The organism is Pedobacter sp., assembly GCF_041645105.1.
GTDB lineage: Bacteria > Bacteroidota > Bacteroidia > Sphingobacteriales > Sphingobacteriaceae > Pedobacter.
This window is the reverse complement of the sequence record NZ_JBAZQQ010000001.1, coordinates 749,167-763,088: the sequence shown is the minus strand read 5'-3', so window position 1 is coordinate 763,088 and position 13,922 is coordinate 749,167. Positions and strand designations below refer to the sequence as shown.

Annotated in this window: 13 protein-coding genes; all 13 read left to right on the top strand. The window is 35.5% G+C overall.

The genetic code is table 11. The annotated features are described in order from the left end of the window. Positions 1-8 precede the first annotated feature (8 nt). Positions 9-368, top strand: a complete 360-nt coding sequence (locus tag WC623_RS03130; protein ID WP_372848055.1) for a cytochrome C oxidase subunit IV family protein — start codon at positions 9-11, stop codon at positions 366-368. Then, positions 368-1,075 (top strand): SCO family protein, encoded by a 708-nt coding sequence (locus WC623_RS03125; RefSeq protein ID WP_372848054.1) that lies wholly within the window; start codon positions 368-370, stop codon positions 1,073-1,075. Before WC623_RS03130 ends, WC623_RS03125 begins: the two co-directional genes overlap by 1 nt. 12 nt (positions 1,076-1,087) lie before the next feature. Further along, positions 1,088-1,624, top strand: a complete 537-nt coding sequence (locus WC623_RS03120) for a DUF420 domain-containing protein (RefSeq protein ID WP_372848053.1) — start codon at positions 1,088-1,090, stop codon at positions 1,622-1,624. A 144-nt stretch (positions 1,625-1,768) separates the two neighbouring features. Continuing rightward, positions 1,769-2,389: an RNA polymerase sigma-70 factor gene (locus WC623_RS03115; protein WP_372848052.1), complete on the top strand. Its 621-nt coding sequence runs from the start codon at positions 1,769-1,771 to the stop codon at positions 2,387-2,389. A 101-nt stretch (positions 2,390-2,490) separates the two neighbouring features. Further along, on the top strand, positions 2,491-3,459 hold the full coding sequence (locus WC623_RS03110) for a FecR family protein (protein WP_372848051.1): 969 nt from the start codon (positions 2,491-2,493) through the stop codon (positions 3,457-3,459). A gap of 46 nt (positions 3,460-3,505) precedes the next feature. Then, positions 3,506-7,126, top strand: coding sequence for a SusC/RagA family TonB-linked outer membrane protein (locus tag WC623_RS03105; protein WP_372848050.1), 3,621 nt, complete (start codon positions 3,506-3,508; stop codon positions 7,124-7,126). Between the two features lie 11 nt (positions 7,127-7,137). Next, positions 7,138-8,634: a RagB/SusD family nutrient uptake outer membrane protein gene (locus WC623_RS03100; protein ID WP_372848049.1), complete on the top strand. Its 1,497-nt coding sequence runs from the start codon at positions 7,138-7,140 to the stop codon at positions 8,632-8,634. Between the two features lie 10 nt (positions 8,635-8,644). After that, complete coding sequence (locus WC623_RS03095; protein ID WP_372848048.1) at positions 8,645-10,015, top strand: substrate import-associated zinc metallohydrolase lipoprotein; 1,371 nt, start codon at positions 8,645-8,647, stop codon at positions 10,013-10,015. Positions 10,016-10,044: 29 nt separating this feature from the next. Then, positions 10,045-11,409, top strand: coding sequence for a DUF4302 domain-containing protein (locus WC623_RS03090; protein WP_372848047.1), 1,365 nt, complete (start codon positions 10,045-10,047; stop codon positions 11,407-11,409). A gap of 155 nt (positions 11,410-11,564) precedes the next feature. Beyond that, complete coding sequence (locus tag WC623_RS03085; RefSeq protein ID WP_372848046.1) at positions 11,565-11,819, top strand: hypothetical protein; 255 nt, start codon at positions 11,565-11,567, stop codon at positions 11,817-11,819. Positions 11,820-11,864: 45 nt separating this feature from the next. Next, positions 11,865-12,266, top strand: a complete 402-nt coding sequence (locus WC623_RS03080) for a DUF983 domain-containing protein (protein ID WP_372848045.1) — start codon at positions 11,865-11,867, stop codon at positions 12,264-12,266. Beyond that, on the top strand, positions 12,263-12,925 hold the full coding sequence (locus WC623_RS03075; RefSeq protein WP_372848044.1) for a DUF2461 domain-containing protein: 663 nt from the start codon (positions 12,263-12,265) through the stop codon (positions 12,923-12,925). The genes WC623_RS03080 and WC623_RS03075 overlap by 4 nt, the downstream gene beginning before the upstream one ends. A gap of 82 nt (positions 12,926-13,007) precedes the next feature. Continuing rightward, positions 13,008-13,850, top strand: a complete 843-nt coding sequence (locus WC623_RS03070) for an OmpA family protein (RefSeq protein WP_372848043.1) — start codon at positions 13,008-13,010, stop codon at positions 13,848-13,850. Positions 13,851-13,922: the final 72 nt, after the last annotated feature.

Sequence of the window (13,922 nt, the reverse complement as noted above, 5' to 3'; positions counted from 1 at the left end):
ATAATATTATGTCGGAATTACATACAGATCACGCTCATGGCGAACATGCACATGGCGATCACGGAGGATTAGGTAAAAAGAAAATATGGCAGGTGTTTTTTATTCTGCTAGCACTTACAGTAGTTGAGTTTATCATTGCTCTTTGGGCAATTCCAGCTGGACATATGAGTCAGCATATTGGAAACTATGTTTATATCATATTAACTCTATTTAAGGCTTATTACATCATTGCATACTTTATGCACTTAAAATATGAAAAGGTTGGACTCATACTATCTGTGTCAATAGTTTTCCTTTTCATTGTGTACTTTATTGTATTGATGCTAATTGAGGGAGACTTTTTGCATCTTCACATGCCGCTAGTTTAATGAAGGGTTCTTCAATAAAAAAAATATTAATCCTGGTAACCATTTTAGCGTTACCAGGATTTTTATATAATATACTTAAAGAAGAGGGCAAAAATAGGTATAAGCCACTTGCCATTTTTGGCCCTAAAAAAGTCGCTTCTACTGTCCATTCCGTTAGAGGAGAGCAAATACCTGATACTATTTATCATAAACCTGACAACTTCAAACTGGTAAATCAGAAAGGAGATACTGTTAGTCTGGAAAGCTATACTGGAAAAATTCAGGTTATTAATCTTTTTTACACCAAAGGTAACACAGAAGCCGTTCAGATTGCCAATAAGGCGATGAAGGATCTGGAGAATCATTATAAAAAGAACAATGTGGTTAATTTTATCGGGCTTACAATTGATCCGGAAAATGATAACCCGGAAGTATTAAAAACCTATGCAGATAATATAGGTGCTAAAGCTGGAAAATGGGATCTGTTAACAGGAGATAGTACAACTATTTACAACCTTGTTAATAAAGGTTTGCGCATTGATGCGCATAAAGAAAAGGCAGGTACTGAACAGAAGTTTGTGTACAGCAACATGTTTGTTTTACTCGACTACCAACACCGTATCCGCGGCTACTATGAAGCTACCAGTAATGAAGACTTGTCGAAATTAGATGACGAGATCAAGGTACTGATCATAGAAGAATTAAGAAACAATAATGATGGACGTTAGTCTGTATATGATATGATGGATAACAAAAGCTCAATTGAGCAGAAATACAATAAATGGATCATATTGCTCTCTATAATTATTCCTGTGGCAGTAGCCGTCTTATTTTTTGTTAAGATTCCTAACGCTACACCATTACCATTTTTACCGCCGATTTATGCTACTATAAATGGCTGCACAGCAATTTTGCTTGTTATAGCAGTTATAGCTGTAAAGAACGGAAAGCTAAAGCTACATGAGACCTTAATGAAATGTGCTATTGGCTGTTCAATCTTATTTCTATTGATGTATATTGCTTATCACATGACTACACCTTCAACTAAGTTTGGAGGAGAAGGTACGATCAGATACATCTACTTTTTTATCCTATTAACACATATCCTCTTGTCTATTGCTATTATACCAATGGTATTGATAACTTATGTTCGTGCTCTTGCAGAGCGTTTTGACAGACATAAAAAGATAGCAAAAATAACCTTCCCATTGTGGCTGTATGTTGCTGTGACCGGTGTGATTGTGTACTTAATGATTTCTCCTTATTACCTGCACTAGTTCCTTTAGAGTTACAACTTTTTTAATTTAAGTAATTTTTTAAATTGAAGCTTAGGGTTCCTTTTTTTTATCTGTTTTGATTTAGTTAGTACCGGTATAAATTGTACTTTAGTATTTAACGACTCACTACTGCAGTATTTTGATATGGGAACACCTAATAGGTTAGCATCAATAATTACCGGAAAAGACTTACTGTTATTAATTGAGGGGGGAGATACAGATGTTTTTACTGAGTTCTATCTGGATAATTTTAAGAAACTAATATTAGTGTCTGAAAAGTATGTAAAAAGTATTCCTGTTGCTGAAGAAATTGTTCAGAATATTTTTTTAAAGATTTGGGAAGATAAAGAGCTCCTTTTAAACATAGATTCTATAAAAGGATATTTATACAGAAGTACAACAAATTCTTCAATCAACCATTTAAATAGAGAAAAGAGTCTCGAGAAACACCATTTAAAGATTGCTGATAGTCTTTCAACTGAAAAGATCGATGATCTTGATGAGGAAAATGAAATGATTGTTTTGCTTTATAAGGAGATTGAATTGTTGCCCGAAAAATGTCGTGAGGTGTTTAAATTAAGCAGACTTGAGAAAATGAAGTATAGAGAGATTGCTTTAAATCTTAATATTTCTGAAAAGACGGTCGAAAATCACATGGGGCATGCTTTGAAAGTCTTAAGATTCCGTGTTTTAAACCATGCGAATGGTGCTTCACAAATTAGTAAACCTCGTTATTTATCTATTTTAAGTACCTTCTTGTACTAATCCGTACAGTCCTAAAAAATAAATATCAAATAATTATTTTTTTCTAAAAAAGGACTAGGGGTTTTAGCTCCGTTATTTGTCATTGTATAAAAGGAGCATACATGGATCATCAATCAAGATTTCAAGATATTGTCCTGAGGCATTTAAATGACCCGGAAAACCAGGATTTACTGGAAGAGGTTGATCGTATGAGAAGCTTATCTGTTGACCGAGAGAAGGAGTATCAGGATATAAAAAGGCTTTGGGAACTTTCTGCTCGAACTACTTCTTTATATGCGTTGGATGAGCAGCGTTCTGTGAGAAACTTAAAAGCAAAAATGGGCTTAACTGCCATTGGGAAATCAAGAAAGTTGTATGGCTGGTTAAGTACAGCTGCTGCCGTTCTATTAGTAGCAGGAATATCAACCTGGTATTTGATTGAACAAGGCAAGACAGAGTTTCTGATTAAGGAGACAACAGCCGGGGTAATAGATTCAGTCGTACTTGCAGATGGCTCAAGAGTATATCTGGCCGAAAATACTACGGTTCGTTATCCACAAAAGTTTAAGGAAGACATCCGACCTGTTGTTTTAGTTCGTGGCCAGGCTTTCTTCAAGGTAACAAAAGATGCGAAGCACCCATTTCAGGTTAGCATAAACAACTCTGTGGTCAAAGTTCTTGGAACCTCATTTAATATTAATTATACCATTGATAAAATAAACCTTTCTGTAAAAACGGGGAGGGTAATGTTTACACCTAATACTAAAAGTGAGTCATCTATCCTTAGTGCCGGCGAGGCACTTACTTATGATTTGAACAAGAATCTACTAAGTAAAGAAAATGGTCTGAATTCAACTAGTTGGCTAACACATGAGCTTCAGTTTGTGGATATGCCCTTAGAAGAAGTTTGTAAGCAGCTGAGTGACTATTACAAAGTGAAAGTTGTTTTACTCGCAGAAATGGCTAATGCTAAAAAATTAAATGCCAACTTTTCGAACAATAGTATAGACGAAGTTCTAAAGGTTCTTAAACAAATATATCCAATTCAAATAGAAAAAAATGACAGTACTATATATGTAAAAAATCTTTAAATCATCCTAATATCAACTATTAACTAACCTAAATTAACATTCATTTATGAAGAACAACTACAAAAGAACCATGTGGGGGTTGAAGTATTTCGTGCAGGGCATATTTATATTTGCGTTCCTCTGTATGTCGTCTGCCCGTGCCGAAAGGGTACAACGGGAAGTACTTAAGGCGGTGTCCTTAGAAAATTATCTTAAAAAAATTGAGTCTGCTTACAAAGTTAGCTTTGTTTACGATGCGACCCAAATTAGCAAGTCCATGAGCATTGATGCTCCCGAAAAGTTAATTTCTATTCGTTCTGATCTTGAACCTTTAGAGGCAAAAGGAATTACTTACAGCATTATTGGTAAACAGGTCATTCTAAAAAAAGTATCTGTTTCTGCTACTAATAAAGATCTAATCATTAAAGGACGTGTTACTTCTTCAAAAGACAAAGAACCCGTACCTGGTGTTAGTGTGAAAGAAAAAAACGTAGTAAATGGTGTTTCTACTGATGGTAATGGCTACTACCAAATTAAAGTTAAAGAAGGAGCTACACTAGTTTTTTCTGCAATTGGCTACAAACAAAGAGAAGTGCCCATTGCTGGAAGAATATCAATTGATGTATCTCTGGAAGAAGATGTAAGTCAATTAAAGGAAGTAATGATTTCTACTGGTTATCAAGAGCTAAACAAAAAGCTATTTACAGGGTCATCAACTAAGATAAAAGCTGTTGACGCAGAAAGAAGTGGTATTCAGGATGTCAGCAGAATGCTGGAAGGGCAAGTTGCTGGGGTATCAGTACAAAACGTTTCCGGTACTTTTGGAGCGGCACCAAAAATTCGTATTCGTGGTGCATCATCCCTAAACGGGGATAATAAACCACTTTGGGTGGTTGATGGAATTATGCTTGAGGATTTGGTAAATATTTCTAATGAGCAATTATCCAGCGGAGATGCGGCAACATTAATCGGTTCATCAGTGGCAGGATTAAACCCTGATGACATCGAAAGTTTTGAAATTTTGAGAGATGCCGCTGCTACTGCTATGTATGGTGCGAGAGCAATGAATGGTGTTGTTGTTGTAACTACTAAGAAAGGTAAAAATACTGAGGGAAAGGCTGTAATTTCTTATTCAGGGAATTTTACTACTTATCTGAAGCCAAATTACAACCAGTTTGATATCATGAACTCTGCAGATCAGATGCAAGTTTATCTGGATATGGAAAATAAAGGTTGGTTAAGACATTCAGATGTTTCTAGATCTGAAAATGGTGGCGTATATCGTAAAATGTATGATTTGATGTATGATTACGATCCAGTTACTGGTCAATTTGGATTGAGAAATGATGCTCCGAGTCGTTTACAATTCTTAAATCGTTATGCTAATGCTAATACAGATTGGTTTGATGTTCTGTTCCGTAATTCTTTGATGCAAGATCATTCAATAAGTATATCATCTGGTACAGCAAAGTCAAAATTTTATGCTTCAACAAGTTTTTTACATGATAACGGTTGGACAGTTGCAGATGGTGTAAAACGTTTTACGGGGATGTTAAGAGGTAATTTTGATATTACAGACAGGCTACAGGTAGAAATCTTATCGCAAGGATCAATCCGTGATCAGCGTAGTCCAGGAACAGTAAATAAAGAAGATAACACGGTTTTGGGACAGGTTGATAGAGATTTTGATATCAATCCTTTTAACTATGCACTAAATACTAGTAGAACGCTTACACCTTATGATGTGTACGGGAACAAAGAATATTTTGTTCAGAATTATGCGCCTTTTAATATTTTACAGGAACTGGAAAATAATAGTATTAAGACAACATTGATAGATCTAAAGATTCAGGGGGGATTGAAGTATAAGATTATTGATGGCCTGAAATATGCATTTACAGGTGCTTATAGATATGTAAAATCTGATAGAGAACATAGTATAACTGAATATTCGAATGCTGCAAATGCGTATCGTGCATATTATAACAGTAATGTAATTGAAAATAACAAGTTTTTATATAAAGATCCATCAAAACCTGGTTCACTACCAAGTATTGTATTACCCGGGGGAGGTTTTTATAATGTGACTTCAAATGGTTTAGTTAATTATTTTATGCGTCATGATTTGGAGTATGATAAGATATTTAAAGAAGATCATTACTTAAATATTCTAGGTGTTGTTGAAATGAGGTCTAATGATAGACAGGATCGTTTTAGCAATGGAGTAGGTTATCAATTTGATAATGGTGGTATACCATTTATAAATTCCGATTACTATAAACAGGCTATTGAAGCCAACTCTTATCCTTATGGAATGGGAATGGCCTATGAGCGTTTCTTATCTTATGCGATTAAGGCAGCTTACTCTTATAAAGGAAAGTATAGTTTTAATGCAACGGGACGTTATGATGGATCTAATTTACTTGGTGACTCACCAACTGCACGATGGTTACCTACTTGGAACGTATCTGGGGCATGGAACCTTCATGAAGAGGATTTTTTCAAAAAGCAGGACGTGCTAAACAGGGCAACGATCAGGGCGACTTACGGATTAACTGCGAGTACTGCAAATGCTAAAAATTCAAGTATGATTTTGAGAAATCAAACTACAAGAAGAACGGACGATATTGATAAAGAGCCCTCAATTTATATAGATGGTTTAGAGAATTCTGAGCTTACTTGGGAGAAAACTTATGATACAAATCTTGGCTTTGATCTAGGCTTTCTTAAAAATAGATTTTCAGTATCAATCGATCTTTATAATCGTAATGGCTTTGATCTGATCGGGCTTTTTCCAACTGCTGGTATTGGTGGCGAAGGATTAAAGAATGCCAACTATGCAGATATGAAGTCTAAGGGTATTGAATTTACATTAAATGCTAAAGTGATTGACAGGGACATATTTAAATGGAGTACAAACTTAAACTTTGGTTACCATAAAGGCAAAATTACTCGTTTAGACTATGATCCGACAATATTTCAGTTGGTTACACCAACAGGTGGTTCGAGACTTGGCTATCCACAAAGTGGCTTATTTTCCATTGTTTTTGATGGCTTAGACCATGACACTGGGGTTCCAACATTTATTGATGAAACGGGTCAAGGAAAATCTACGGATGTTTATTTTCAAAGTAATGAATTACGTTACTTGAAATACGAAGGACAGGTTGATCCGAAGATTACTGGTGGCTTTTCTAATAAGTTTACTTACAAAGACTTTACATTATCAGCTTTAGTGACATTCAGCGCTGGTAATAAAGTAAGATTGAATCCCAATTTTAGTGACAGTTATACCGATCTGACGGCCACATCTAAAGATTTTTTAAGTCGTTGGACAAAGCCTGGTGATGAACAATTTACCAATGTGCCAGCAATAGCAGATAAGTTTGTTGTGGGCAATTTTGGAGGTACAGAGCGGCCTTACAATGCCTATAATTATTCATCTGTGCGGGTCGCCGATGGTGGTTTTGCAAGGCTGAAACAAGTTATGCTGTTTTATCAGTTGCCTAAAGCATGGTCTTCAGTTATAGGGGCTACAAATGCATCTGTTGGTTTGGTTGGAAATAACGTTTGGCTAATATATTCTGATAAACGATTAAATGGTCAGGATCCAGAGTTTTTTGGTTCTGGTGGTGTAGCTATGCCTATTCCTAGACAATACACTTTATCATTAAAGGTTGGATTTTAAAAATATAGATCATGAAATCAATAAGATATCAATATATCATACTAGTTGCGATGGTGGTTTTCATGGCTTCTGGATGTAAAAAATTTCTGGAAAAGACTCCAGATTTAAGGACACAGTTAAACTCAAAAGAAAAGGTAGCACAACTTTTAGTGTCTGCATATCCTAAAGCAGAAAGCCTCTCGTTTATGGAGAATTCTTCTGATAACGCTGAAGATAAAGGACCTAGAACTGATTATAGGACTAATAGTTCTGTTGAATCGTGGACAAAGGCTTATTTTTGGGAAGATTTTGAGAACGGGGTAGATGTTGGTGGTTCAACAGATAATTACTGGAACGAAACTTATTTAGCTATTGCTTCTGCTAATACCGCTTTAAAATATATAGATGAACATCCTGAAGAGACTGATCTCCGACCATATAGAGGGGAAGCATTATTAGCTCGGGCTTATGCTCATTTTATGTTGGTTAGTTTATATGCACAAATATATAAACCAGGTCAGGCTAATGAATCACCAGGCATCCCATTTGTAACGGAACCTGAGATTACAGTTTCTCCTCAATATAAAAGAGGTACAGTTGCAGAGGTTTACGATAAAATTGAGCGCGATTTAACAGAGGGGCTGGCATTAGTTGATAACTCAGTTTATAAGGTTGCTCAGAAGTACCATTATAATCAGAATTCGGCCAATGCACTTGCAGCAAGGTTCTACTTGTTTAAAGGAGATTATGCTAAAGTTATTGAGCATACAAACAAAGTACTAATAACTCCAGACCAGGCGAAAGGAATGTTAAGACCATGGAATAGCACATATGCAGCAATGAGTGCTGGTGTTATGCAAGTTGAATTTACCAAGTCTTCACAGAATTCTAATTTATTATTGGGAGAGGCTAATTCTGTATGGGCAAGAAATTTTCAAATCCGTTATGGATTATGGAAAACTGTTACCAATACTGTGCTATTCGGACCAAATGTTTCTGGGGGTAATTACGCTTATAAATCAACCCCATATGTTGATCCCTTTTGGACCACAAGTAAAATCAATGAATTATTTTTTGAATCAAAAATTGGTTCAGGATTTGGTCAACCCTATATCATGACTCCTTTGCTTACCGCGGATGAGTTGATCATGAACAGGGCTGAGGCTTATGCATCAAGTAATCAGTTTGATCAGGCATTGCAAGATATTAATACTTTTCTAAGTACCAGGATTACAAATTATAATGCGACTACTCATGCTGTTACATTAGCTAAGATTGCTACTTTCCATAAAATTACTGACCCAAAAGAAGGTTTAATTAAAACAATCTTGGATTTAAAAAGAGCTGAATTTGTAAGTGAAGGGTTACGTTGGTTTGATATCATAAGGCATGATCTTACGGTAAGACACAACATTGTTGACCAGAATGGAGGGAATACATTCATAGAACTTAAACCGGGTGATCCGCGTAGGGTTTTCCAATTACCAATTCCTGCAACTAAAGCAGGTTTAGCACTTAATCCAAGATAAATTAACGATTATGAAGAAGATATTTTTATATATGATTTTGCTATTAACAGTAATAGCATCATGTAAAAAGGAGAAGGATTTAAATGTTGATATTACTAAATCAAATTTAGATACTTATGCAAAAGGTAGCCTGGATGAATGGTTGGATAACAATTTTTTAAATCCTTATAATATTGAGGTGTTATATCGTTTCGACAGATATCAGGCTGATATTAGTAAAGAAGTAGCTCCTGTAAAAGAGGATAAAGTTCAGCCAATTATGGAAGGAGTAGACGCCGTTTTTATTAAACCATACTTAGAAATGACTGGTAAAGGGTTTCTACTGCCATTATTGCCTAAAGAGATTGCGCTGTTTGGGAGTGGAGAATATTCAGATAATCAGTTGACTTTGGGAACAGCTGATGCTGGAAGACAAATCAATTTATACGTAGTTAATTCCTATGATAGGAATAGTTTTGAAAGTGTGATGGGAACTCCAGAACGACCTGCTGCATTTCATACTATGCATCATGAATTTGTTCACATCTTAAATCAGAATATTCCCGTTCCACCATCTTTTGAAGATATTTCAGGTAATTATGTCGGTGCTTCCTGGGTTGGGGCAGCTAATCCAACCTCTGTTGCCCGGAACTTCGGTTTTATTACCAGATATTCAAGAAATAATAAAAATGAAGATTTTGCGGAAATGGCCTCTACTTTATTGGTTGGAGGACAAAATCAATTTGAGTGGTATTTGAATCAGGCAACTGACCCTACTGCAGTAACGAAATTGAGAAAAAAGGAACAAGCAGTAGTTGATTACTATAAAAGCTCATTTGGTTTAGATTTCAGAACATTACAGGATAAAGTTAGAACGGCAATAGAAACTTATGCTCCAGTAACAAAATTACCTCTTTCTTTCTGGTTAAATGAGGGATCATTCAAAGGCTTTACTGCAGATAGAACAGCACCCAATCAAGCTCCTGCATTTACTGCAGCATATGCCAATGCCGCTGCTTTAGTGCTTGCAGCACGGCCAACTCTTCCACTTACATCCACTGTTGAGCTTGTATTTACTGACGTTACAGCTAATCGAACAAGGATGATTTTAAAATTTGTAGCAGGTGGTTTCGCTTTTTGGTATGATTTAACGGCTACCATAACTGTAGGAGATCCTGGGAGTGTAAAATTAGCTTTGGCGGCAACGCAAGGGACAACCCCACCTTATGTTAATGGAAAACTTATAGAAGTTCAAATGAAACCTATTTTGGATTATTTTACAACTAAGACTTTTACAATCAGCTGGGTTGAAAATATTTTTCCGGGGTCGAAAAATGCAAGAATGGGATTTTTTGATAGTACAACCGGCCAATTAGCATTTCATGCCACTATTCAACGATAACCTATTGTAAATTAAACTTTAGATTTAACATGAGAAAAATATTTATAATGGGTCTTTTTGCATTATTGATAATGCAGGCCTGTAAAAAAAATGATCAAGAATTGATCGATGGGAAGAGACCAGAAGAACGGGTGGCTGCTGACCTTGAAAAATATAGGAATGAACTTGTTAACAGTCCGAATGGCTGGGTAGCATATTTGAATACCACTATTGTAGGGGGAAGTTATAACTTCTACATGTCTTTTGACAAGGATAATAAGGTTATAATGCGGGCTGATTATGATGAAGATGCAGCATTAGAAAATATTCAAAGTACCTATAGAATCAAACAAGTAATGGCACCTTCTATTATTTTTGATACTTATACATTATTACATCTTTTACAAGATCCCGATGATGAATCTTTTGATGGCAATTATGCTGTGGGATATGGATCTGATTTTGAATTTGAAATCAGAGAACAAGTTGGAGATACCATTAAATTAATAGGTAAAAAAAGAAAAGCACCATTGATTTTAATAAAAGCCACAGCAGAGGAAAAAGCTTTTTATACCAGTAACCAGTTTTCTGATAACATTGCAGGGATTACACAATATTTGAAAGATAATCCTTTCACCTATTTTCTTGATCCAAAGGATGGAAATAGGAAAATTCAGGTTTCTATCAGTCCTGATGTAAGATCGAGAGCATTTTCATTTATTTCACTAATGGGTACTTCCGTTGTTAATAATACTGGAATCTTCTCCTTTTCTGATCAGGGCATAAGATTACCAAGCCCTATAAAAGAAGCTGGACTTATATTTACTGATGTAAAATGGGATTCTGGGGCGAAAAAGCTGTTCTTAGTGACCACAGCTGGGGATAAAATAGAACTAATCGTTTCCCCTGTACCTGTATTGCCATTAAGTGCAGTTTTGGGATCGGCTTATACTTCTGTTAATCTACCTAATGCCACAACTTTTCCAGGCTGGGGAACAGATTTTATCACAAGAAGGGCACAAGTTATTACCAGAATAAGAAATGCAGGCATTAATGTTGGCGGAGCTGCAGTAACTTTAGGGGCGATGTCATTTTCATTTAATAGTGTATCTAAATTAATGATTGTAAGAATGAATACACCATTTGGTACAAGCTCTCTTAACATAACATACCCCTACACCTATACAAAAGATAATAATGGTACATTTAAATTTACCATTGTTCCAGATTTTGATGGAAATTCTGCTTTCTTTTATAATAACGTTAATAAACCATTGGGGCCAATACTTGATGAAAGAATAAATGTAGATAGTTTCAAACTAGATTATTTTTTACATCCAACAACAGGTGCGGTTTTAGGCCAGTTTATAAGCATTGAACATCCTGATTTTATGTTTACGGGAACATTACAATAATAAAAATCTACCTATGTTCTCTATAAGCCTCACCATATATCGGTGGGGCTTTTTTATGACACAATTTTTAATTAGCTTCATATGTTAATCTGTATATTTGCCAGCAACAGAGCTGCTAAGGCCTGCTTTTAGGAATTTAAGAATAATAGTTTCGAATGAAAAGGATCGCATTTGTCTTCATATTTATTGTGTTGTCTGCCATTTCTGTTAGTAACACAGCCAATGCGCAATGCGCAATGTGTTCTGTAAATGCCGAACAAGGCACTAAAAATGGTAATACACAAGGCAAGGGGTTAAATACAGGGATTTTGTATCTTTTGGCCATTCCTTATGTTTTGATTACAGGTGTAGGCGTTTTATGGTATATGAAATATCGTAAAAAAGCGACTCAGAGCGTTTCACATTTGTAAAATCTTCTTTCTACAGCATTTTGTAATGCTGGTATCCCGTTAAAAATGGAAAAAAAAACATCCAAATTGTATGCTATAGTCAATGGCAAGTGTCCGCATTGCCGAAGAGGTAATATTTTTACAGGTAGTTTATACGGTTTTAATATTCAACATACTAATACTTTTTGCCCACATTGCAACCAACGCTATGAAATTGAACCAGGCTATTTTTATGCAGCCATGTATATAAGCTATGCAATGAACTGTGCCGAATTGATTACCCTGTCTATAGCCACTTATATTTTATCAGGAGGTTATCTTGAATTTGATGCTTTCTGGTTATATGTAGGTGTTATTTTTGGAGGGACTGTGATTTTATCTCCATTCAATTATCGATATTCCCGGGTGATTTTATTACATTGCCTATCTCCAAAAATAAAGTATAACGCCTATTACGATAAGCCATGATCAAGCCAGAAACACTTGACTTTATAACAGACGTAGTTGCAAATAACAATCGCGAATGGTTTGCTGAAAACAAAGAAAGGTACGAAATTGCCAAATCTGATGTATTGGCTTTTGTTGATCAGCTCATTCCAGAGCTTGCAGCAGCAGACCCGGCATTTTCTGCAGAGACACAATCGAAAAAGTGTTTGCTACGAATTTATAGAGATGTACGGTTTAGTAAGAATAAAGACCCTTATAAGAATAATTATGGGATTTTTTTCGCCGTTAAAGGTAAAGGCGTAAATGAACCAGGGTACTATCTGCACATTCAGCCTGGAGCTTGTTTTTTTGCAGCCGGATTTTGGATGCCTGAGGCAACAGATCTAAAAAAAATAAGAGAAGAGATAGATTACAATACCTCAGAATTTCTGGAAATCATAGAAGCAAAAGATTTTAAAAATACCTTTCAGTTAAGTCAGGAAGACAAATTGAAAAAGGCACCTAAAGGCTATGAAACCGATCATCCTCAAATAGAGATTTTGAAATTAAAAAGCTTTATCGCAACTTTTCCTATTAAGGACGAAGAATTTTTTAAACCTGGAATCGTTAATAAGTTGAAAAATGCTTTTAAAAGCGTTTATCCTTTTATCGTATTTTTGAGAAATGCTGTACAGCAGTAGTACTAAACACAAATAAACCATCACCTGCTTTAAAAGCTTAACCAGCTTTGCAGATATAATCCTTTAATAACCAATTACAATAATGAAGAAAATCAGTTTATTTTTATTTGTTGCACTGTTGGCCAGTGCATTTAGCTCTTGTGTTATCTTATCTCCACAAAAATATAAATCACTGTTAGCTAAGCAAGATTCTTTAAATAAGGGCTGGAATGAGTCGCAATTAATGAATGAGGATTTAGAAGGGCTGATCTCTAAATTGAGAAAAGATACTACAGGATTAAGTAGTGCCTTAAAAGATTTAAAGGGGCGTTATTCGGAAATGGACGACAACTATAGTAAGTTGCGTAGTAATAGTTCTAATGAGATCAATAAGCTGAGCTCAGACCTTAAGAAACGCGAACAAAGACTGAAGGAAGTAGAAGAGATATTGCGCAAGCGTGATGCAGCTACCAATCAGCTAAAAGAAAAATTACAAAAAGCTTTGCTTGGCTTCACTAAAAATGGTTTGACGGTTGAAATTCGTAATGGCAAAGTGTACGTTTCATTAATGGACAAATTGTTATTCCCTTCTGGTAGTATCATTATTGATGAGAAAGGTAAACAGGCACTTAGTCAGTTAGCTGATGTACTAAAACAACAACCGGAGATCAATATAGCAGTAGAGGGGCATACCGATTCTCAAAAGATCACTAACCTTGGACAAATCAAAGATAACTGGGATTTAAGTGTTTTACGTTCTACTTCTGTAGTAAGATATTTAACAGAAGTAAGTAAAGTTGAGCCAGTGCGTATGACAGCGACCGGCAAAGGCGAATTCCAGCCTCTAGGTCCAAATACTTCGGCTGAAACAAGAAGTAAAAATAGAAGAATTGAGATTGTACTTTCTCCAAAATTGGATGAATTATATGATCTGATCAAACAATAAAAGATAGAAAATAACAAGCATAAAAAAAAGATGAAGAAACCCTTCATCTTTTTTTATGTAGTATAATTTAGA

Coding starts and splice junctions, on each gene's coding strand:
- WC623_RS03070 (WP_372848043.1), top strand. CDS start 13,008: ATGAAGAAAATCAGTTTATTTTTATTTGTTGCACTGTTGGCCAGTGCA.
- WC623_RS03080 (WP_372848045.1), top strand. CDS start 11,865: ATGGAAAAAAAAACATCCAAATTGTATGCTATAGTCAATGGCAAGTGT.
- WC623_RS03125 (WP_372848054.1), top strand. CDS start 368: ATGAAGGGTTCTTCAATAAAAAAAATATTAATCCTGGTAACCATTTTA.
- WC623_RS03115 (WP_372848052.1), top strand. CDS start 1,769: ATGGGAACACCTAATAGGTTAGCATCAATAATTACCGGAAAAGACTTA.
- WC623_RS03085 (WP_372848046.1), top strand. CDS start 11,565: ATGAAAAGGATCGCATTTGTCTTCATATTTATTGTGTTGTCTGCCATT.
- WC623_RS03110 (WP_372848051.1), top strand. CDS start 2,491: ATGGATCATCAATCAAGATTTCAAGATATTGTCCTGAGGCATTTAAAT.
- WC623_RS03130 (WP_372848055.1), top strand. CDS start 9: ATGTCGGAATTACATACAGATCACGCTCATGGCGAACATGCACATGGC.
- WC623_RS03090 (WP_372848047.1), top strand. CDS start 10,045: ATGAGAAAAATATTTATAATGGGTCTTTTTGCATTATTGATAATGCAG.
- WC623_RS03120 (WP_372848053.1), top strand. CDS start 1,088: ATGATGGATAACAAAAGCTCAATTGAGCAGAAATACAATAAATGGATC.
- WC623_RS03075 (WP_372848044.1), top strand. CDS start 12,263: ATGATCAAGCCAGAAACACTTGACTTTATAACAGACGTAGTTGCAAAT.
- WC623_RS03095 (WP_372848048.1), top strand. CDS start 8,645: ATGAAGAAGATATTTTTATATATGATTTTGCTATTAACAGTAATAGCA.
- WC623_RS03100 (WP_372848049.1), top strand. CDS start 7,138: ATGAAATCAATAAGATATCAATATATCATACTAGTTGCGATGGTGGTT.
- WC623_RS03105 (WP_372848050.1), top strand. CDS start 3,506: ATGAAGAACAACTACAAAAGAACCATGTGGGGGTTGAAGTATTTCGTG.